This window comes from Streptococcus mitis (assembly GCF_946188695.1).
Taxonomy (GTDB): domain Bacteria; phylum Bacillota; class Bacilli; order Lactobacillales; family Streptococcaceae; genus Streptococcus; species Streptococcus mitis_DF.
Genome location: NZ_CAMHWI010000018.1, coordinates 1 through 19,808, shown reverse-complemented (window position 1 = coordinate 19,808; position 19,808 = coordinate 1). Strand labels below are relative to the sequence as shown.

Here is a 19,808-nt window from a genome sequence, read left to right as displayed (position 1 = left end):
TCCGATAGTCTCTCAAGCCTGACGCTGACCAAAGTCCTTAATCATCTGATCCATTTCTTGTCGACTCGGAGTTGTCAACATATACAGGTAATCTCCTTGAAGTTCCGCAAAGGCCGCTGGCATGATTTTTTTAACCTTGAACTGCTGGCTATATTTGTCAAGCAAATCCTCTTCTGAATAAACATAGTGAGCATTTGCACGGCGAGAAGTAGCCAAACAATACTGAGGTTCAAATTCTGACGCTGGGAACTCTTCTCCTGCTACAATAGCTGCATAGCCACGATAGAGGTCCAAGGAATGAGCAAAGTTATAAACATCAATTGTAAAACCACCTGCAGGACGGTTATTGTACTCAATGGCAATGTAGTCGTCCCCTTCACGGAAGAACTCAATATGGAAGAACCGTTCTTTCATACCAAATTCTTTGACAATTGCCTCACCATATTTACGTAATTTAGGATCCATATCCTTGAGAACGTAATAAGAATTGTCCATCTTGTAAATCATGAGATCAAGCGGTGTATAGGCGTAATCAAAGGTTGTTGAGAAGACAATTTTATCATCCTTGTCCACAAGACCATCAAAGGTACAAATTTCGCTAGAGGTGACAAATTTCTCAAAGAAATAAACAGTTGAATGATCCCACTCAGACTTGAAGTGATTGATATCGTCTTCTGTCTCAATCTTAAAGGTTGCGGCTGCTCCCACTCCATTATCAGGTTTGGCAATCATTGGAAGACCGATTTCGTTCACTGCTTGATCCACATCTGCTTCCGTCTTGATAACAGCTCCAGGGACCACAGGGACACCTGCTTTTTTGAAAAGCTTCTTCATTTCAGACTTAAATTTCGTCTTTTTGAGATCCTCTGGTTTGGCACCAAAGACATTGAATTGTTCTCTGAGTGTTGCATCCAGCTCAAGCCAGTATTCATTGTGGGATTCAATACGGTCAATCGGGCCATGTTTATAAAAGAGAAAAGCAACTGCACGTTTGACTTCGTCTATGTTCTCAAGGTTGTCAACACGGAAATATTCGGTTAGGCTATTGCGTAAAGGTTCATCTAATTGCTCGTATGGTTCTTGGCCAATCCCCAAGACTGTGATGCCTTTATTAGCTAGTTCAATGGTAAACTGTTGAAAGTTTTGTGGATAGTAGGGAGAAATAACAAGGTAATTCATAGGTAACTCCTTTTATAAATAGAGATTGCCGAGGAAATAAGGCATTTGTTTGCGCCACCATTCCCAGTCGTGGGCGACATCGTGTCCCCATTCAGCAAACCAGGCTGGAATTTGTTTCTGGTCAAAGGCTTCTTTGAGCTTGTAAAAGGATGGTAGACCATCTTGTTCCCAGGCACCAAGACCCGTACACAGCACAATCTCTGCCTGACGATAACGGTCAATAAACCAGCCGTCGTTTTGGTTCCAGATATAATCTACTGGCGAGTTTTGGTAAATTGCATCGTCATTGTAGTAATCTCCGACAAAAAAACGTGCGTCGTAGACACCACTAAGAGCAATTACTTTGGTAAAGACATCTGGATGCTGGAGGAAGAAATTGAGTGCATGGTAGGCACCCATCGAACAACCTGTCGTCATCATGCCATCAAACCAACCTGTCTTGTGCTTGATAAAAGGAATGGCCTCCTCAATCACATAGCGCTCGTAGGCACGGTGCATCTCCGCCTGGTCGTGACCATTTTTCCAAGTGGCCAACCAGCTCTCACTATCCACACTGGATAGGGTAAAGAACTGAGCACGGCCTTCCTCGATAAAGGAAGAACAGGCATCAATCATGCCAAAATCATAGTATTCGTTGTGACTACCACCTGATGAAGCAAAAACCACAACTGGAATCCCAGCATGACCATAACGGTTAAGGTACATTTCACGGTTAAGATTGCCACTCCAGTGGCTAAGATGTTCAATATGCATTGGCTTTCTCCTTTCTTAACTTACCATTTCTCTGCAAAAAATCTCAGACAGTCTGGTAAATTTTCTGACCAAGGGATTTCACTATGGATGGCACCAGACTGAACTTTCAAGAAAAGATTATCTAAGTGTACCCCACCTGCTATCAAATCATGGTAATAGCGAAGCGAAGAGTCGATATAGGCTTGTTTGATATTACCAGCCATCAAGGTCTTGTCCGTATCATCCGCTTCTTCCGTTCCTACATAGATGAAGATGCGCTGGTCAGGCGACAGTTTCTTGCGCTCTATATAGCGATTAAAGGCTTCTTGGTGAAGCCAGTTGGCAGATGAAAAGACACCCAAGCAACCAATTTGGTCTTGGCATTCCAAACCGATAAACTGGGTAATATTGCCACCTAGCGAGGAACCAATCATAGCCGTATGCTGGCGGTCTGCTTTTGTACGGTAGGTCTCATCGATAAAAGGCTTGACCACCTCCATGACAAACTCGGCATACTCCACACCCTTACCGCCAAACTGCTGCCCTGGGATAGGAGATTCTTGGAACTTCCATGCCGCATACTCATTCATCCGACCCATACCATCATTGTCAATGGCTACGACAATCATGCGACTGATATCAGGATTACGCTTAATAGCTGGGATAATCTTCCATGAATGACCAATGAAAGACTCCTTGCTATAAAAAACATTTTGCCCGTCATGAAAGTATACAACAGGATAGGAACGATCCGTGTCTTTCTCATAATCTTTAGGAAGAAGAACACGTACACGGCGCTCCTTACCAGTGTAAGGAACCTTGAGTTTGTGTTCTTTCATTTTTAGATAAAAGTAGGATTGATTCATTGTCAGAAAACTCTCTATATTCAAAATTTTATCTCATTATATCACATTTATAGAAAAAAAAGTCAGTTTTTCTTCCATTTTTGGATTAAAAACTAACTTTTTCATTTAATTTTCTAAATTCTTTTGGATTTTCTGATTAGAGGAGATTGTCAATCAAGTCATCTACTTCATCTTTTTCAACCTGCGGTGTAATCTCAGTAATCATAATCCTTGCCACTGCTCGCTCAACCAAACCTTCAACATCCATGCGTTTTTCGTACTGCTCTGCATTCTTAATTTTAGGATTGGTCTTAGGACGATCAGGTGCAAAAATAGTACAGCAGTCCTCAAAAGGCTGGATAGAAATGTCAAAGGTATCGATTTCCTGAGCAATATCAATGATTTCCAACTTATCCATAGTAACCACAGGACGAATGACTGGAGTGCTGGTCACAGCGTTAATAGCCTGCATGCTTTCCAAGGTCTGGCTAGCTACTTGACCAAGACTTTCCCCATTGATGATAACTAAACCATTTCGGACCTCACGAATACGGTCGGTAATCCGCATCATAAAACGACGGGTCAAGGTCATAAGATAGGCTTCTGGCGCTTTAGCTTTGATTTCCTCTTGAATCTCTGTAAAAGGAACTTCGATAAATTGGATATTTCCACCAAACTTGGTCAATTTACGGGTCAAATCTTGGGCTTTTTTGAGAGCACCTGGACTGGTGTAAGGTGGGCTAGCAAAGTGAACGGCCTCAATATCTACCCCACGTTTAAGAGCTAGATAGCCAGCTACAGGTGAGTCAATTCCCCCTGATAACATAAGCATGCCCTTCCCAGAAGTTCCCACTGGCAAGCCACCTGCCCCTCGAATGGTTTCATAGGAAAGATAAGCCGCCTCCTCACGAATCTCCACCTGAAGATTGATGTCCGGATTTTTCATCTGAGCTTGCACATTTGGAATTGCTTCGAAAACAGCCCCTCCAAGTGTTTGATTGAGTTCACGACTGTCGAGTTCAAAGTTGTGGTCGCTACGCTTACTAGAAATCTTAAAGGTCATCCCTTCCTTGTAGATGTCCTGCATAATCTCTTGCACAGAAGACTTCAGAACTTCTACAGATTTTTCGACCTTATACACTGGAGAAAAATTCTGAATCCCGAAGACTTGCTTGAGTGATTCTGCTACTGCTGTGTAATCAGCTCCATTGAGGTAAGCGTGGGCACGGTCGCGATCTGCCGTTACCTTAACTTGGGGATAGATAGACAAAACGTCTGAAATATTATTGCGAAGTTTATTGATGAAACGCATACGGTTTTTACCCTTGGTTGACAACTCTCCATAGCGAATCATAATTTCTGAATACTGCATGAATGCTCCTATCTTACTTTTCTAGTTTGATTGTAAATCAATTTTAACTTGGTCAAAAACTGCTCGACCTGACTCATATCATTTTCAAGGTCTAGGCTAAGACGCACAGCTGACTGGGCCTTATCCTTATCCACTCCCATGGCTATCAAGGTGCCTGCAGGTTTCCCTGCCTTGGACGAACAAGCCGAGGTTGTGGAAATGAAGATATCATAGTCTTCAAAGGCGTGAACGATGACCTCACCACGAACACCCTTAATTCCAAAAGTCAGGATATGAGGGGCAAAATCTTCCTCATCAGAGAAGACAAAAATATCCGGATAGTCGAGAAGAGCTTGGCGAATAACATATTTCATCTGTCCAGTCTTGCTCGTAAAGATATCTAGCTTTTCCATAGACAAACGGAGAGCCTTGGCTGTCGCTGCAATCCCTGCCACATTTTCAGTTGTCGAACGATAATCACGCTCCTGACCACCACCAGTCAACAGTGGCGTAATTTTCTTACCAGACTTGATATAGACAAAACCAACACCACGAACTCCGTGGAACTTGTGACCAGAGAAAGTCGCAAAATCCACTCGTTCTGTCAGATACTTTTCAGTCGGAATCTTGGCAAGAGCCTGAACCGCATCAACATGGAAGGAAATAGTTGGCTTGTCTGCCAATAGTTTTGAAATAGCCTCAATGGGCTGAACAGAGCCAATTTCATTGTTCACAGCCATGATGGAAACGAGGGTCGTATCTGGTCGTATCAAATCTGCTAGCGCCTCAACGTCCACAAATCCTTTCTCATTAACTGGAGCAAAATCCACTTCAAAACCTTGAGATTTCAACCAAAGAGCTGATTCCTTGACTGCTGGATGTTCAATGGCTGATACGATGATGTGCCTGCCAAACCGGGCTTTTTCAAAGGCCACACCCTTGATAATCCAGTTATCCCCTTCTGTTCCACCAGAGGTAAAGAAGATTTCATCGCTTTTCTTACCGATTAAATCTGCAATCTGTTGCCGAGAAGCATCTAAGATTCGTGTTGCCTGGTCTCCCAAACGATGGAGACTAGATGGATTTCCTAAAATTTTTGAAGCCACCTGCATATAGGTTTCAAGGGCTTCAGGATAGGGCTTGGTCGTCGCCGAATTATCAAAGTAAATCATGTTTTCTCACGCTTTCTAAAATCACTCCTTCTATTGTATCATGAAACGGAGCCTGCGACAAGAAAGGGCAATTCCTCTTTTTTTAAGATTTTTTTAAAGAAATGCGGTATAATAAATTTTAATTAAAGGAGAGAATGTATGTCTAATTATCGTAGAACTTCAAAACCAAAAACAGAACACATCAAAAAAGGCTTTACGGTCTTTCAAAAAACCGTTGCTACAATCGCTAGTATCCTCGGCTTGATTACCGCAAGTATCACAATCATGAACGCCTTGGATAATAACAAAAATACTAAAAAAGAACCTACGACAAGCCAGACCACAACCATTGTCAAAGAAATCCAAAAGGAAGCCCCTAAGGAAAACACCAGTCCCAATAAGGAAAATAATACTAGTCAAGAAAAAACACAGCAAGAGGAAACGCCAAAATCTAGCGTCAAGGAAGAGAAAAAAGAAGAGCAGAAAACAGCAACTCAGGATTCTTCTGCTCCTGCTCCTACTCCAAGTAAACCTGCTACTGAAAACGAAAAACAGGTCAATCCGCCAACTTCAGAAAATAAAAGCAATCCTCAGTAAGCACATGATCTAAGAAAAAATCAACTCAAAAAATAAAACTGCGCAGTAACTTCTGTCTTGACCACAATCAAGCTAAAGAGAGACTGTGTTTTTGTATAATTGATGTTTTAGATGCTAGATTCTTGACCAATTTTGTGAGATTCATACTCATAAAGATGAATCCTAGCGATGTTATGACAGTTTATTTATTTCTAACATAAATTCTGCACATGCCAAAAATACTCTCTCATCTGCCCCAAAAGGGAAAACATCCATTTTCTGTTTGACATAAATTCAAAAGCCTTCTTCACGCAGAAGTTAGTAACCCTTTTACATCTGACATAAATAACCTAGTTCAACCACTTCATAGGCATTACTTCCTGTTTTATTCTTATTTCATACTCTTCGAAAATCTCTTCAAACCACGTCAGCATCACCTTACCGTAGATATGGTTACTGACTTCGTCAGTTCTATCCACAACCTCAAAACAGTGTTTTGAGCTGACTTCGTCAGTTTTATCTGCAACCTCAAAGTTGTACTTTGAGCAACCTGCGGCTAGCTTCCTAGTTTGCTCTTTGATTTTCATTGGGTATCAATTATAAACCATGGCATAATAAAACGAGCATATCCAACTGATACATCGCTCGTTTTTTTGATATTTTAGAGGTGATTTTTTGCTCAACCTCTTTTTGCTTACTAAAAATTAAAGAATTCCATGGCCTGTTTGAAAAGCAATTCAGTATACTCTGGGTCTTCTTGGGCAATGGTAACTTGATCTTGAATCATTTCCAAATCATCCGTTATCATGCCATCAGCTCCTAGCTGAACAGATTTATCAAAAGACTCTGAACTATTGATGGTCCACACGTACAATTTTTGATCGGTATTCCAAAGCTTGTTGACAAAATTTTCATCTAAAGTTGAATACTCCATGGTGTAACCTGTAGCTTTCGTTCTTGGGAAAATACTATTATAAGGAAGGATGAAATAGACTGGAATTTGTGAGTCATAGGCCAACACCTGGTCAATCACATGGTAGTCTAAGGACTGCATTTGGTGACCATTCTGCTTAAGAACAGGTCCATATTTTTCCATAAAGCGTTTCATCATATCTGGGCTATCTTTTCGACTGGTTTTAATCTCAATAAGAAGTTTCTGATGCAATTCATTGGCTTTATTAAGGTAGTCATCAAAACTAGATACCTTGGCATGATAGCCATTTTCAGAAATATCAAGTTTGGTTAATTCATCCAAAGTTAGATCCTGAGGATTGGCATTAACTCCTGTCAGATTCTTGATATTGGCATCATGCATCATGACAAACTGGCCATCTTTTGTTTCCTGAACATCCGTCTCAACGAAATCTGGAGATAACTGAGCCGTCTTTTCTAAAGATTGGACTGTATTTTGCACACCATTCTTATTAGATACTCCCCTGTGAGAGATAATTAAAGGTTTATTGGCAACTGGAGCTTCTAAATAAACATAACCCTCAAGAGCGAAAAAGATACCAGCACATCCCATCACTCCCCATCTCATCCAGTGGTCTTTCTTTCTCCTTGGTGTGATTTCTAGTTCCTCCCCTGTCAAAAAGGAAACAAACTTAATGAGAAAGTAAGTCAAGGCCATATAGTGGAAATTCTTAATCAAGACAAAGTTGATAATTCCCAGCACAAGAGATTCCCTATGGGTCAAACCATCCATCAGTGTCTGACTTGCCAAGATTGGAATCAATAAAAGAATGAAAAATAGGTACGTTTTGACGATAATCCAAAGCAAGTTCCAGATATAAAACCAGGAGTGCTTTCTTGTCTTCTCTAGACTGTATTTGACTGCTTCTTTGACTGTTTTTTTCTCAAATAAAAGCTGGGGTAGGGCAAACATCAAACGTATTGAAATGTAGAACAGCAACAAGGCTAGAACAGTGATTACCAAACCGACCAACCAGTACTTATCTTCTACATAGGCTACTATGAATTCCGGAATGACAATTTTATTGAGGTAATAAATCTTTAAAATCTTTCGAATCAATGGAAAGAGCATCATGACATAAAAGAAGATAAAGGCCATTTTGGAAATCGTCACTTGCTTCATAAACAAGAAACTTTGGCGAAAGACCTTGCGACTGTACTCCAGCAAGGTCCTCCTTTCGTGATAGAGGAGGTGTCGAGCTCCGATAAAGAGAAGTCCTATCTGGTAATAGGCGATCAGTAAATTAACGATTACCAAAACAAATAAAGCAAGACTAACAAAGGGAGAACCCTTTATAATTGCAAAAATATTGTTGTAGGAAAGAAAGAGATAACCTGTCTGACGGAGTAAAAGTCCAGCAATCCAAGAATTAAGTGGTAACCAGACAAACTCAATCATCATGAATACCAAGAAAAAGAGAAAGAGAATTTTATCTAGATTAAAGTAGATTTTCCTAAAACCTAGATTTTTAGGTTTTTCAGATTTCATAGGCACTCCTAGTCAAATAATTGAGACAAGTCCAAGCCTCCAAAAGGATTGTTTGATAGGCTACTTTCTGTCTCTAACAATTCTCTAGCTTGATCCGACTCTAGAAAGGACTCGTAAACACGCGCCGTCATCCGAGCATCCTCTAAACTATTATGGGACTGACCTTGAAATCCGAGAAATGAGGCAACAGTTTGCAATTTGAGATTGGCAATACCATGTAAATCCGAACTCCGACGTTCAAAAGCTTCATCATACAAATCCACCTTGTACTGTTGGCTATAATCTAAACCATGCTCCACTAAAATAGGCAAATCACTTTTAGCAGCATTGTATCCAACCATGGGTAAAGAACCCACAAACTCTTGGAAATCTTTTATAACTTCCTCCACTGGGGGAGCATCTTTTAAGGTCTCAGCTGTAATCCCAGTCAAACCATTGATAAAACTCTTTAGAGGCACACTAGTATGGACATAGGAATCATAAGCATCGATTTCCTGACCATCTCTAAAACGCACTGCCGATACCTGAATCAAGTGTGTTTGTCCTTCGTGCTGATTAAATTCTAAGTCAAAAGCAATGTAATCTTCTAATCGTTCCATTCTCTACCTCTCCTATACTGTTATTTTATACTCTTCGAAAATCTCTTCGAAAATCTCTTCAAACCGCGTCAGCTTCGCCTTGCCGTAGATATATGTAACTGACTTCGTCAGTCTTATCTACAACCTCAAAGCAGTGCTTTGAGCAGCCTGCGGCTAGTTTCCTAGTTTGCTCTTTGATTTTCATTGAGTATTAATTGAGCAACTATACTATTTAGAAACAAAAGAAGCCATCAGGTTAGCATTTAACCTAAACAGCTCCTTGATTATCCTCCAAATAAACGAGCAAAAAAGCCTTTCTTAGTTGATTGGACTTCTTCTTTTGCTTGGTCCAGCTCTAGCTTAAGATTTTCTTGATCCTTCATGGCTTGAAGGGTCAATTGTTGCTGCTGATCGAGTTGTTTGTCTTTCTCAGCAATCTGACGGTCTTTGATACGCATCTGCTCGTCTTTTTCTGATAACTGACGATCCTTGGCTTTTAATTGTTCATAGAGACGAAGAATTTCTGCATTCTTCTCATCAACCAGAATCTCCATCAGTTCACGTTGCTTGACATCTTCACTGACAGGCTCATCTTCAAAAATCGTTTTTTTATAGATTTCTTCTAGCTTAATCAAGCCACTTCTGGTAACGACTGTTACCCCTTTGTCATTTTTATCTGTGTCTTCTTCTGGTAATTCTTTGACACGGTTATTGATTGCTTGGCGAGATAATCCTAAGACCTCTGCAATCTCACTGACGGTCATTTCAATACTCATAATATCCTCTGAAACGTTTTCTAGCTTTTCTTTACTTAAATCTTATCATAAGCTAGAAAAACTGTCAAATTTTCGCTTAATCTAAGGCCTTCAAAAAGGCTAACAAGACTTGGGCAGAGCGACGTCCAGCTTCGATAATAAACTCATCAAAAGAGATGTTTGCTTCATGGTTGGCATTGTCACTCATAGCTCGGATGACTAAGAATGGAAGATTAAGAGCATGCGCTGCCTGAGCAATCGCTGACCCCTCCATCTCAACAGCCAAAACATCTGGAAAATGGGACTTAATCGCTTCTATCTTGTCATTTCCTGCGACAAAACTATCTCCTGTAGCAATCAAACCAAGATGCCAATTCTGGTCCAATTGAGATAGACTCTCTTGGATTTTGGCAACAAAGGTTTTATCTGATTCGAAATAAAGCGGTTGTTGCGCCATTTGTCCATAAGCATAACCAAAAGCTGTGACATCCACATCATGATAGGCTAACTTGTCAGCAATCACGACATCCCCAACAGCGATACCCTCTGCTACTGCTCCAGCAGATCCCGTATTAATTAGAGCATCCACTTGGAAATGATCAGCCAAAATCGCCACACTCATAGCAGACATGACCTTACCAATTCCACTTTCTACAAGAACGACTTCATGAGAGGCAATGGTGCCTGTATGATAGGTATTCCCCAAAACAACTTGCTCCTGGGCATTGTCTAAATACTGGACCAAATAAGCTAGTTCTTCTGGCATAGCTGCAATAATTCCTATTTTCATTTCAATTCCTTTTTTATTACAAAAGTTTCATTGCTAGGACAAGCAAAATCAAGAGAAAGATGACTGCAAATAAAATCTTATTCAACTTAGAATTGAAGACATTTCTCTTAGTATTTTCAATGCGACGGCTTTTATGAATAGACGGTTCGACCTGAATCTTCAAGGTTTCCTGGCTAAAACCATGTTCCTTAGGATTGGCATAACCAAAACGGGAAGAAGAGGTTGGTAAAATCTTGGTCTCCTCATCATCTAGCAAAGGGGGACCTGAAATGTTTTCGCCTCTATTAGCTCTTTCAATCATTTCATCCGTTAATAAAGGTTTACCCATATTGACCTCCTCTATTGTTTGTGCAATTCCCAATACTGTACAGCCATAATTGTCTTGGCATCACAAATATGACCTGATTGGATCAATTCCTTAGCTTCTTCTAGGCTCACTTCAAGGACTTCCAAGGTCTCATCTTCATCCTGCGGACGTGGATTTTCCACTTTCGTCAAATCGCTTGCTAGGTATAATTTTAACTTTTCATTACAAAAGCCAATGGCTGAGTAAAAATCGTACAAGAGTTCTAATTTCCCTGTATAGGCTGTTTCTTCCTCTAATTCACGCAGGGCTGCTGCGACAGGGTCTGTGTTTTCTCCTACTTCCAACTTTCCGGCTGGAATTTCGTAAGAGACTGCCTCAATGGCTTTGCGATACTGCTTGACCAAGATGAGTTTTTGCTCATCCGTTACGGCTAAAACACAAACGGCCCCATTGTGGAAAATCAAATCACGTTGGGCAGTTCCCTTACCTTCGGGTAATTCAACCTGATCTTGAACCAGTTTAAAAATTGGCCCTTGATAGATTTCTTTTCGGCTAATCGTTTTTTCTTCAAATTCCATAATAGGCTCCTACTGATTCTTAGGATGATGAGGAAGACGAGTTGCATATTCATCTTTGTTAACCTGACGACCACGACCAATTGCAATCGCATCCGCTGGCACGTCTTTGGTAATAGTTGAACCCGCACCAACGAGGGAATTGTCACCAAGTTCTACTGGGGCAATAATGGTTGAATTTGAACCAACAAAGACATTGTTACCGATGACTGTCTTGTATTTGTTCTTACCATCGTAGTTGACTGTAATAGTTCCTGCACCGAAATTAACGTGGCTACCCACTTCACAGTTGCCGATATAAGTCAAATGTCCAGCCTTGGTATTTTCACCGATAGAAGAGCCTTTAACCTCAACAAAGTTTCCAATATGGACTTGAGCAGCCAGACTTGAACCCGGACGAATATGGGCATATGGACCGACTGTCACTCCGTCTGCAACACTGCTTTCCTCAATCATAGAGTTGGTAATGACAACTCCTGCTCCGATAGTGCTGTCCACTACATACGTTCCATTTGTCAAAACAGTCTCAGCACCAATTTTCGTTTGCCCCTTCAAGGTAACATTGGCTTCTATTTGAACTTCAGGAGCAATCTCAACATCAATATCGATATAAGTTGCTTCTGGATTAACAAAGCTAACGCCATTGACCATGTGATAATGATTGATGCGACGACGCATAACCGACTCAGCAGTCGCAAGAGCTACACGGTCATTTACCCCAAGACTCTCATCAAAATCTTTCAAAGTATAAGCACCGACTTTTTCACCAGCTTCACGGAAAATGCCAATGACATCTGTAATATAGTATTCACCTTGAGCATTGTTGGTATTGATATTTTTCAAAGCTTCAAACAAACGCTCGTTGTCAAAAACGTAAGTTCCAGTGTTGATTTCCTTGATTTGTTTTTCAAAATCTGTAGCATCCTTCTGCTCCACAATGCGAATAACTTCAGCATTGTCATTACGCACAATTCGTCCATAGCCAAAAGGATTATCTGTTTCAGCAGTCAAGATAGTCGCCACATTTTTATGGTTGATATGGAAATCAATCAAGTTTTTCAAGCTTTCACCAGTGATTAAAGGAGTATCTCCTGCAATGACCAAGGTGTGCCCTGACAAACCTTCTAAAATAGGCTCTGTCATCATAACCGCATGACCAGTTCCCAACTGTTCAGATTGAGTCACAAATTCTGTCTGTCCAGCCAAGACCTGCTCAACCAATTCTGCCTTGTGTCCCACAACTGTTACTGTCTTTTCTGGTTGGATAGCTCCCACACTACGGAAAACGTGTTCCAACATGGAAATACCCGCAACCTTGTGCAACACTTTTGGCAAATCAGATTTCATGCGAGTTCCTTTACCCGCTGCTAAAATAATGGCATAATTTGACATAATCTTCTCTTTTCTCTAGAAATTCCCTTTTATTATACCATATTTCAAATCATTCCGCGCCCTTGAATGAAAAAATGCTCCAAAGTCCTTTCCTTAACCCATTTTTTGAGTATTTTTTTTGATTTTTTTTCATTTTTAAGGTAAAATTATGAGATATGAGAAAGAAAATTAATCCGCTTATTTTATTTGTTTTTTTTGGGATTATGATTTTCATTTTAATCCTGAATCGCCCTCGTTTTGAGGACCATCCTGTAAAAACAAAGTCAAATATCGCGCAAGTAAAAACACAAGCGCTACACAATATAGATAAACCGGTAATTGATGTTTCTGGTTGGCAGCGTCCTGAGGAAATTAATTACGATACTCTGTCCCAAAACATTTCTGGAGCTATTGTTCGCGTCCATAGTGGTGCTCAAACGTCCAAAGAGAACGATGCTTCCTATGTTAATGGTGTTGATAAGGCCTTTAAGACCCATATCACTGAGTTTCAAAAACGAAATGTCCCTGTTGGAGTCTATGCCTATGTAGCCGGAAAAAATGTCCAGGAGATGGAAAAAGCCGCTGAAGTTTTTTATAACGCCTCTTCACCATACAGCCCTAGTTACTATTGGCTAGACGTGGAAGAAAAAACCATGTCCAATATGAACGAGGGTGTTGAAGCCTTTCGAGCAAAGCTAGAATCACTTGGTGCTAAAAACATCGGAATCTACGTTGGTGTATATTTCATGGAAGAACACAGTATTAATACAGACAAGTTTACGTCTGTTTGGATTCCTTCATACGGTTCAAATACTGGATTTTTCGAAAGCAAGCCTAATACGGACTTAGATTATGATATTCACCAATACACATCTAAAGGAAAAATTGCTGGCTTTGACCACGATTTGGACATCAACGTCATTTCGTCCTTAAAAAACAAAGAAGAAACCTTTAGAAAACTCTTTTTAAAACCTTAAAAGCATTTGTTTATCATTTGCTTTTTCTTTTTGTGTTTGATTGTGATACAATATAGTAAGGATTTTGTGAAATAGAAATAGTTGGAGGAAATATATGCTCTCATGGTTAGCACGTGTTATTAAAGGGATTGTCATTGCTCTTGGATTTATCCTACCGGGAATTTCCGGAGGGGTTCTAGCAGCAATCTTAGGAATTTATGAACGAATGATTGGTTTTCTGGCCCATCCCTTTAAAGACTTTAAAGAAAATGTTTTGTACTTTATACCAGTTGCCATTGGTATGCTTCTGGGAATCGGCTTATTTTCCTACCCGATTGAGTACCTGCTTGAAAATTATCAGGTCTTTGTATTATGGAGCTTTGCGGGTGCCATTATTGGTACTGTTCCTAGCCTCCTCAAAGAATCAACTCGAGAATCTGACCGAGACAAGATTGATTTAGCTTGGTTCTGGGCAACCTTTATCATTTCTGGACTAGGACTCTATGCCTTAAATTTTGTTGTTGGAACCTTAAGTGCCAGCTTTCTTAGTTTCGTCCTAGCTGGTGCACTGCTGGCTCTTGGCGTATTAGTTCCTGGCCTCAGTCCATCGAATCTACTTTTGATTTTGGGCCTCTATGCTCCTATGCTGACAGGTTTTAAAACCTTTGATCTCTTGGGAACCTTCTTTCCAATTGGAATTGGAGCAGGTGCAACTCTCATCATTTTTTCAAAATTGATGGATTATGCCTTAAATAACTACCACTCACGCGTCTATCATTTCATCATCGGAATCGTCTTATCAAGTACTCTTTTGATCTTGATTCCAAATGCAGGAAACGCTGAAAGTATCCAATACACTGGCCTTTCTCTTGTTGGGTATGTCATCATCGCCTTCTTCTTTGCACTGGGAATATGGCTTGGTATTTGGATGAGCCAATTGGAGGATAAGTATAAATAATGGCAAAAAAAGTTAAAATCAAAAAAACATTAGTGGAACAAATCCTGTCTAAAGCAGGCATCCCACATCAGGGGATTCAAATCAATGCCCTGGAAGGAGAGCTTCCTCAAGGTTATGAACGAGATCAGATTTTCAAAACCTTGGCTCTTTTGGGAGACAAGACAGGACCGATTATCGGAATTGTCCCTATCACTCAACACTTGTCGGAAAAGAAACTAGCCAAAATTTCTGGCAATAAAAAAGTGAGCATGATTCCCCAAAAGGACTTGGAAAAAACAACTGGTTACATTCATGGAGCTAATAATCCTGTCGGAATTCGTCAGAAACACAATTATCCCATTTTTATCGATAAAATCGCCCTAAACTTGGATCAAATGATTGTCTCTGCGGGCGAGGTCGGACACAGCATTATCGTTGCTCCCCAAGACTTGGCTAGCTTTGTAAAGGCTGACTTTGTAGATATCTTGGAGGACATCAAGTAATGAAACTCTATTTTGTTCGCCACGGTCGTACAGTCTGGAACCAAGAAGGCCGTTTTCAAGGTGCTAGTGGTGATTCTCCCCTTCTTCCTGAATCCATTAAAACCCTAAAACAACTTGGCCAATATCTCAAGGAAATTCCTTTTGATCAGATTTATTCAAGTGATTTACCTCGAGCGGTCAGATCTGCCGAGATTATCCAAAGTCAACTCAAAACGCCCTGTCCTTTAGAAAGTGTTCCTAATCTCCGTGAATGGCAGTTGGGGAAGTTGGAAGGTTTGAAAATTGCAACCTTGGAAGCTATTTACCCACAACAAATCAAAGCTTTTCGATCTAATCTTGCTCAATTTGACACTCAAATGTTTGGAGCCGAATCCCTCTATAGCACCACGCAACGGACCATCCAATTTATCAAATCATTAAAAGATAGTCCGGCTGAGCGTATTCTAATTGTCGGTCACGGTGCCAATCTTACTGCCAGTCTTCGTACTCTTTTAGGCTATAAAGAACCACTTCTTCGTAAAGATGGTGGTCTAGCAAATGCCAGCCTGACCATTCTAGAAACCCATGATTTTGAAACATTTACTCTCGATACTTGGAATGATACTTCCTATCAATAACAGGACTTGATTATAGCGTCAAGTTCTTTTTAGTTTTGAAAGATTATCCGTGAATTTCTTGCTTATTTATGATAAAATGGGAGTATCGCAAAAAATGACTCATCGTATTCAATTTTGAGTAAAACTAGGAGGATCCCATGTCAACAGAACATATGGAAGAACTAAATGACCAGCAGATCGTTCGCCGTGAAAAAATGGCTGCGCTCCGTGAACAAGGAATTGATCCTTTCGGAAAACGCTTTGAACGCACTGCAAATTCACAAGAATTAAAAGATAAATTTGCTGATCTCGATAAAGAACAATTACACGATAAAAACGAAACAGCTACTATCGCAGGACGCTTGGTAACCAAACGTGGTAAAGGTAAAGTAGGTTTTGCCCACCTTCAAGACCGCGAAGGTCAAATCCAGATCTACGTTCGTAAGGATGCTGTCGGTGAAGAAAACTATGAAATCTTCAAAAAAGCAGACCTTGGTGACTTCCTTGGTGTCGAAGGCGAAGTGATGCGTACAGATATGGGAGAACTCTCTATCAAGGCTACTCACATCACACACTTGTCTAAGGCTCTTCGTCCTCTACCAGAGAAATTCCATGGTTTGACAGACGTTGAAACAATTTACCGTAAACGTTACCTTGACTTGATTTCTAACCGTGAAAGCTTTGAGCGCTTTGTCACTCGTTCAAAAATCATTTCTGAAATCCGTCGTTACCTTGATCAAAAAGGTTTCCTTGAAGTGGAAACACCTGTTCTTCATAACGAAGCTGGTGGTGCTTCTGCCCGTCCATTTATCACTCACCACAATGCCCAAAACATTGACATGGTGCTTCGTATCGCGACTGAGCTTCACTTGAAACGCCTAATCGTAGGTGGTATGGAACGCGTTTATGAAATTGGCCGTATCTTCCGTAACGAAGGAATGGATGCTACTCATAACCCTGAATTTACTTCTATCGAAGTCTACCAAGCTTATGCAGACTTCCAAGACATCATGGACTTGACGGAAGGCATTATCCAACATGCTGCTAAAGCTGTCAAAGGCGAAGGCCCAGTTAACTACCAAGGAACTGAAATCAAAATCAATGAACCATTTAAGCGTGTTCACATGGTGGATGCTATCAAGGAAATTACTGGTGTAGATTTCTGGCAAGACATGACTTTCGAGGAAGCCAAAGCTATCGCTGCTGAGAAGAAAGTTCCAGTTGAGAAACACTACACTGAAGTTGGCCACATTATCAATGCCTTCTTTGAAGAGTTTGTTGAAGAAACCTTGATCCAACCAACCTTTGTCTATGGACATCCAGTAGCTGTATCTCCACTTGCTAAGAAGAATCCTGAAGACGAACGCTTTACTGACCGTTTCGAACTCTTCATCATGACTAAGGAGTACGGTAATGCCTTTACTGAGCTCAACGATCCAATCGATCAACTTAGCCGTTTTGAAGCCCAAGCTAAAGCTAAAGAACTTGGTGATGATGAAGCTACAGGTATCGACTACGACTACATTGAAGCTCTTGAATACGGTATGCCACCAACAGGTGGTTTGGGAATCGGTATCGACCGTCTCTGCATGCTCCTCACTGATACAACTACTATCCGTGACGTATTGCTCTTCCCAACAATGAAATAAACTCTTATCCTCTGGTATTTGCCAGAGGATTTTTTGATGCAAAAAAGACTGAGTAAAAACTCAATCTCTACTTTTCACTTCTTTGGTTGCTACATCTTCTCCAAACCATTTTTGGCTGATTTCCTGGAACTTCCCTTCTTGATGTAGTTCAACAAAGGATTGATTTAAAGCTTGCAGTAATCTTTTGTCAGCAGGTCTGACACCTACAGCAAAAGATTCACTCTCAAATCCAGCTGAAAAGACATTATAGTCATTTAATATTCCTTCAGACTGAAGATAATAATTGGCATATACTCGGTCAATCAACAAGGCATCAATACGGTCATTCTTCAAATCGATCAAGGCTTCATTGAAACTCTGGTATTGATTGGCCTTCTGGTCTTTGACACGATTTTTCAGTAAATCTGGCTGGGCTTCAAAGTCTAAATAACCAGAGGATCCGGCTTGGGCTCCCAAGGTCTTATCCTTCATATCCTCTACTGAATGAATTTGCTTGCTTTTCTTAGTAACCATAACTTGCTGATTTTCCATATATGGAATGCTAAAGGCAACTTTCTCTCGGCGTTCATCAGTGGCAGAATAGCCATTCCAGATGGCATCTATAGTTCCATTTTGCAGTTCCGTTTCCTTCATATCCCAGTCAATTGGCTGAAATTGCACCTTAACACCTAATTTTTCTGAGACAGCTTGTGCCAAATCAATATCAAATCCTGTATATTGGCCATTCTTTTCTTCAAATCCCATAGGTACGAAGGTATTGTCAAAACCAATGGTTATACTCCCCTGCTCTTGATACTTATCCCAGTTATCCTGCTTTGGATCACTGGCTTTCTGAGTACAAGCCGTTAAAAAGAGAGTCAGGAGAGAAACCAATACTAAAGCAATTTTCTTATTAGTCATCGGCACCTCCTACTTAGGCTCAACCTTGAGAATCTGATCTGCGATGTTTTCAGCGAACTGTAAATCGTGGGTAACGACAATCTGGGTCATGCCAAGTTCCCTATTTTGCAAGATTAGTTTTTCCACTTCCAAGCGTAATTCTGGATCTAGGGCAGAAGTTGGTTCATCGTAGCCAATGATTTCTGGGTCAATCATCATAGCACGCGCCAAGGCCACCCGCTGCTTTTGCCCACCTGATAATGAAAATGGATAAGCATCTGCGTGCCCTGCCAGTCCTAACTGTTCCAAAAGACCACGCGCCTTCTGCTCAGCCTCATCCTGCTTCATTCCCATGGTTTTCACAGGAGATAAGGTCAAATTATCTAGAACGGATAAATGAGGGAAAAGTTGAAAATCTTGGAATACAAATCCTAGTAGATTGCGCTTCTCCAGTTCATCCAATTCTAAAGATTCTCCATTATAAAAGATTTGTCCTGAATCAATGGTTTCAAGACCTGCAAGCATACGTAAGAGGGTTGTCTTACCTCCACCAGAAGGCCCAACGATAGCTAGGATTTGCTTTTCAGGAATTTTTAGACTGAAATTAGATAAAATTTGCTTTTCACCAAAGACTTTATTGATATTTCGTAATTCTAACATGACAGCCTCCTATCTATAGTAACTGTACTTCTTCTCAACTTTTTTGGCAAGAATGGTCACAATCCCAATCAAAATCAAGTAAATGGCTCCTGCCAAGAACATAGGAACCAGACTAGCATCACGGTTGGCAGCTGTTCGACTAGCTAAGATAAGATCTGAAATTCCTAGAGCATAGACCAGAGAGGTATCCTTGACCAAACTCATAACCTCATTAAATACACTAGGGAGAACAATCTTGGTCACTTGGGGCAAAATAATATAGCGCACTGTGTCAAAGGAACTAAACTTCAAGACCTTGGCAGCCTCATATTGACCTTTAGGAATGGTATCAATCCCTCCACGGAAGATTTCAGCAAAGTAAGCCGCATAATTCAAAACAAAGGCAATAATGGCCGCAGGAAGGCGATCTAAACGGATCCCAATACTTGGTAGCACGTAATAGATAAAAATCAATTGCAAAAGCAAGGGTGTGCCCCGCATGATCCAGATATAGATATTAATCAGATGATGGAGGAGCTTCCAATGGACTTGCAAGGCAAAGGCAATCAAAACGCCCAAGGGAATAGAAAAAATCAAGACCAGTGCAAAAATCTGCAAAGTCATGCTTGCACCGCTCAATAAACTCGGTAATATCTCAAACAAATAAGACATACTGCCACCTCCTAAAAATAATTGCTCCTATTATAGCATAAATAAACTAAATAACCAACTATTTTTGTAAAAAAATTCTTTTTCAATAGAAAAAATACAGTGTCTTGAAGCTAGAATAGGACAATACGACTTATAAAGCCTTGTTAGAAATTTGATTTGAATTCCCTAGTCTATTTGTTTATATTCCATTTCAATATATTATAATTTATAAGTGAAAAGAAAGGACAAATTGGCTCTATAATATTTGTAGTGGGTAACCCCCTATGGATATTATGGAGCCTATTTTGTGTAGAAAAAAAGTCCCAT

The 19,808-nt window shown here is 40.4% G+C and carries 22 protein-coding genes and 1 pseudogene; 6 read left to right on the top strand and 17 right to left on the bottom strand.

The features are described 5' to 3' along the window. Positions 1-12 precede the first annotated feature (12 nt). From N8L33_RS07975 to N8L33_RS07955, 5 genes are all read right to left on the bottom strand, one after another. On the bottom strand, positions 13-1,179 hold the full coding sequence (locus tag N8L33_RS07975) for an ATP-grasp domain-containing protein (RefSeq protein WP_023942715.1): 1,167 nt from the start codon (positions 1,177-1,179) through the stop codon (positions 13-15). Between the two features lie 12 nt (positions 1,180-1,191). Continuing rightward, the gene (locus N8L33_RS07970; RefSeq protein ID WP_261059537.1) at positions 1,192-1,932 is read right to left on the bottom strand and encodes an esterase family protein; all 741 of its coding nucleotides are present in this window, start codon (positions 1,930-1,932) and stop codon (positions 1,192-1,194) included. A gap of 20 nt (positions 1,933-1,952) precedes the next feature. Continuing rightward, positions 1,953-2,777 (bottom strand): alpha/beta hydrolase, encoded by an 825-nt coding sequence (locus N8L33_RS07965; protein WP_261059536.1) that lies wholly within the window; start codon positions 2,775-2,777, stop codon positions 1,953-1,955. A gap of 136 nt (positions 2,778-2,913) precedes the next feature. Then, complete coding sequence (thiI, locus tag N8L33_RS07960; protein WP_261059535.1) at positions 2,914-4,128, bottom strand: tRNA uracil 4-sulfurtransferase ThiI; 1,215 nt, start codon at positions 4,126-4,128, stop codon at positions 2,914-2,916. An 8-nt stretch (positions 4,129-4,136) separates the two neighbouring features. After that, positions 4,137-5,279: a cysteine desulfurase family protein gene (locus tag N8L33_RS07955; protein WP_261059534.1), complete on the bottom strand. Its 1,143-nt coding sequence runs from the start codon at positions 5,277-5,279 to the stop codon at positions 4,137-4,139. 138 nt (positions 5,280-5,417) lie between these two features. Here N8L33_RS07955 and N8L33_RS07950 point away from each other — a divergent pair, with 138 nt between their 5' ends. Beyond that, positions 5,418-5,855: a DUF6556 family protein gene (locus N8L33_RS07950; protein WP_261059533.1), complete on the top strand. Its 438-nt coding sequence runs from the start codon at positions 5,418-5,420 to the stop codon at positions 5,853-5,855. A gap of 20 nt (positions 5,856-5,875) precedes the next feature. Here N8L33_RS07950 and N8L33_RS07945 read toward each other — a convergent pair. The 9 genes and pseudogenes from N8L33_RS07945 to glmU all read right to left on the bottom strand — a co-directional run. After that, positions 5,876-6,128 (bottom strand): annotated as a pseudogene (locus N8L33_RS07945) (IS5/IS1182 family transposase); the annotation flags it as partial. A 56-nt stretch (positions 6,129-6,184) separates the two neighbouring features. Beyond that, positions 6,185-6,421, bottom strand: a complete 237-nt coding sequence (locus N8L33_RS07940; protein ID WP_261059532.1) for a hypothetical protein — start codon at positions 6,419-6,421, stop codon at positions 6,185-6,187. Between the two features lie 110 nt (positions 6,422-6,531). Beyond that, on the bottom strand, positions 6,532-8,295 hold the full coding sequence (locus N8L33_RS07935; protein WP_261059531.1) for a glycerophosphoryl diester phosphodiesterase membrane domain-containing protein: 1,764 nt from the start codon (positions 8,293-8,295) through the stop codon (positions 6,532-6,534). Between the two features lie 8 nt (positions 8,296-8,303). Continuing rightward, positions 8,304-8,894, bottom strand: coding sequence for a 3'-5' exonuclease (locus tag N8L33_RS07930; RefSeq protein WP_261059530.1), 591 nt, complete (start codon positions 8,892-8,894; stop codon positions 8,304-8,306). Between the two features lie 263 nt (positions 8,895-9,157). Beyond that, entirely contained in the window at positions 9,158-9,649 is a 492-nt protein-coding gene (rocS, locus tag N8L33_RS07925) for a chromosome segregation protein RocS (RefSeq protein WP_000021242.1), read from the bottom strand. A 76-nt stretch (positions 9,650-9,725) separates the two neighbouring features. After that, positions 9,726-10,418, bottom strand: a complete 693-nt coding sequence (locus N8L33_RS07920) for a 5'-methylthioadenosine/adenosylhomocysteine nucleosidase (protein WP_261059529.1) — start codon at positions 10,416-10,418, stop codon at positions 9,726-9,728. A 16-nt stretch (positions 10,419-10,434) separates the two neighbouring features. Further along, positions 10,435-10,746, bottom strand: coding sequence for a cell wall synthase accessory phosphoprotein MacP (macP, locus tag N8L33_RS07915; protein WP_261059528.1), 312 nt, complete (start codon positions 10,744-10,746; stop codon positions 10,435-10,437). A gap of 11 nt (positions 10,747-10,757) precedes the next feature. Further along, entirely contained in the window at positions 10,758-11,303 is a 546-nt protein-coding gene (locus tag N8L33_RS07910; protein ID WP_261059527.1) for an NUDIX hydrolase, read from the bottom strand. 9 nt (positions 11,304-11,312) lie between these two features. Beyond that, on the bottom strand, positions 11,313-12,692 hold the full coding sequence (gene glmU, locus N8L33_RS07905; protein WP_261059526.1) for a bifunctional UDP-N-acetylglucosamine diphosphorylase/glucosamine-1-phosphate N-acetyltransferase GlmU: 1,380 nt from the start codon (positions 12,690-12,692) through the stop codon (positions 11,313-11,315). A 155-nt stretch (positions 12,693-12,847) separates the two neighbouring features. Here glmU and N8L33_RS07900 point away from each other — a divergent pair, with 155 nt between their 5' ends. The 5 genes from N8L33_RS07900 (at position 12,848) to lysS (ending at position 17,312) form a co-directional block, all read left to right on the top strand. After that, positions 12,848-13,648: a glycoside hydrolase family 25 protein gene (locus tag N8L33_RS07900; protein ID WP_261059525.1), complete on the top strand. Its 801-nt coding sequence runs from the start codon at positions 12,848-12,850 to the stop codon at positions 13,646-13,648. Between the two features lie 94 nt (positions 13,649-13,742). Next, positions 13,743-14,585, top strand: a complete 843-nt coding sequence (locus N8L33_RS07895) for a DUF368 domain-containing protein (protein WP_261059524.1) — start codon at positions 13,743-13,745, stop codon at positions 14,583-14,585. Further along, positions 14,585-15,067: an aminoacyl-tRNA deacylase gene (locus tag N8L33_RS07890; protein ID WP_077804987.1), complete on the top strand. Its 483-nt coding sequence runs from the start codon at positions 14,585-14,587 to the stop codon at positions 15,065-15,067. The genes N8L33_RS07895 and N8L33_RS07890 overlap by 1 nt, the downstream gene beginning before the upstream one ends. Further along, positions 15,067-15,684, top strand: a complete 618-nt coding sequence (locus N8L33_RS07885; protein ID WP_077804986.1) for a histidine phosphatase family protein — start codon at positions 15,067-15,069, stop codon at positions 15,682-15,684. The genes N8L33_RS07890 and N8L33_RS07885 overlap by 1 nt, the downstream gene beginning before the upstream one ends. Before the next feature lie 137 nt (positions 15,685-15,821). Next, entirely contained in the window at positions 15,822-17,312 is a 1,491-nt protein-coding gene (gene lysS, locus N8L33_RS07880; RefSeq protein WP_077804985.1) for a lysine--tRNA ligase, read from the top strand. 60 nt (positions 17,313-17,372) lie between these two features. Here the strand turns inward: lysS and N8L33_RS07875 are convergent, their stop codons facing one another. From N8L33_RS07875 to N8L33_RS07865, 3 genes are read right to left on the bottom strand one after another with little or no spacing between them, the layout of a single operon-like run. Beyond that, positions 17,373-18,212, bottom strand: coding sequence for an amino acid ABC transporter substrate-binding protein (locus N8L33_RS07875; protein ID WP_261059523.1), 840 nt, complete (start codon positions 18,210-18,212; stop codon positions 17,373-17,375). A 9-nt stretch (positions 18,213-18,221) separates the two neighbouring features. Further along, complete coding sequence (locus N8L33_RS07870; RefSeq protein WP_261059522.1) at positions 18,222-18,851, bottom strand: amino acid ABC transporter ATP-binding protein; 630 nt, start codon at positions 18,849-18,851, stop codon at positions 18,222-18,224. Between the two features lie 9 nt (positions 18,852-18,860). Continuing rightward, positions 18,861-19,502, bottom strand: a complete 642-nt coding sequence (locus tag N8L33_RS07865; protein WP_261059521.1) for an amino acid ABC transporter permease — start codon at positions 19,500-19,502, stop codon at positions 18,861-18,863. Positions 19,503-19,808: the final 306 nt, after the last annotated feature.

Coding starts and splice junctions, on each gene's coding strand:
- N8L33_RS07900 (WP_261059525.1), top strand. CDS start 12,848: ATGAGAAAGAAAATTAATCCGCTTATTTTATTTGTTTTTTTTGGGATT.
- N8L33_RS07875 (WP_261059523.1), bottom strand. CDS start 18,212: ATGACTAATAAGAAAATTGCTTTAGTATTGGTTTCTCTCCTGACTCTC.
- N8L33_RS07940 (WP_261059532.1), bottom strand. CDS start 6,421: ATGAAAATCAAAGAGCAAACTAGGAAGCTAGCCGCAGGTTGCTCAAAG.
- thiI (WP_261059535.1), bottom strand. CDS start 4,128: ATGCAGTATTCAGAAATTATGATTCGCTATGGAGAGTTGTCAACCAAG.
- N8L33_RS07895 (WP_261059524.1), top strand. CDS start 13,743: ATGCTCTCATGGTTAGCACGTGTTATTAAAGGGATTGTCATTGCTCTT.
- glmU (WP_261059526.1), bottom strand. CDS start 12,692: ATGTCAAATTATGCCATTATTTTAGCAGCGGGTAAAGGAACTCGCATG.
- N8L33_RS07975 (WP_023942715.1), bottom strand. CDS start 1,179: ATGAATTACCTTGTTATTTCTCCCTACTATCCACAAAACTTTCAACAG.
- rocS (WP_000021242.1), bottom strand. CDS start 9,649: ATGAGTATTGAAATGACCGTCAGTGAGATTGCAGAGGTCTTAGGATTA.
- N8L33_RS07910 (WP_261059527.1), bottom strand. CDS start 11,303: ATGGAATTTGAAGAAAAAACGATTAGCCGAAAAGAAATCTATCAAGGG.
- N8L33_RS07890 (WP_077804987.1), top strand. CDS start 14,585: ATGGCAAAAAAAGTTAAAATCAAAAAAACATTAGTGGAACAAATCCTG.
- N8L33_RS07930 (WP_261059530.1), bottom strand. CDS start 8,894: ATGGAACGATTAGAAGATTACATTGCTTTTGACTTAGAATTTAATCAG.
- N8L33_RS07965 (WP_261059536.1), bottom strand. CDS start 2,777: ATGAATCAATCCTACTTTTATCTAAAAATGAAAGAACACAAACTCAAG.
- N8L33_RS07870 (WP_261059522.1), bottom strand. CDS start 18,851: ATGTTAGAATTACGAAATATCAATAAAGTCTTTGGTGAAAAGCAAATT.
- N8L33_RS07970 (WP_261059537.1), bottom strand. CDS start 1,932: ATGCATATTGAACATCTTAGCCACTGGAGTGGCAATCTTAACCGTGAA.
- N8L33_RS07865 (WP_261059521.1), bottom strand. CDS start 19,502: ATGTCTTATTTGTTTGAGATATTACCGAGTTTATTGAGCGGTGCAAGC.
- N8L33_RS07885 (WP_077804986.1), top strand. CDS start 15,067: ATGAAACTCTATTTTGTTCGCCACGGTCGTACAGTCTGGAACCAAGAA.
- N8L33_RS07920 (WP_261059529.1), bottom strand. CDS start 10,418: ATGAAAATAGGAATTATTGCAGCTATGCCAGAAGAACTAGCTTATTTG.
- lysS (WP_077804985.1), top strand. CDS start 15,822: ATGTCAACAGAACATATGGAAGAACTAAATGACCAGCAGATCGTTCGC.
- N8L33_RS07955 (WP_261059534.1), bottom strand. CDS start 5,279: ATGATTTACTTTGATAATTCGGCGACGACCAAGCCCTATCCTGAAGCC.
- macP (WP_261059528.1), bottom strand. CDS start 10,746: ATGGGTAAACCTTTATTAACGGATGAAATGATTGAAAGAGCTAATAGA.
- N8L33_RS07935 (WP_261059531.1), bottom strand. CDS start 8,295: ATGAAATCTGAAAAACCTAAAAATCTAGGTTTTAGGAAAATCTACTTT.
- N8L33_RS07950 (WP_261059533.1), top strand. CDS start 5,418: ATGTCTAATTATCGTAGAACTTCAAAACCAAAAACAGAACACATCAAA.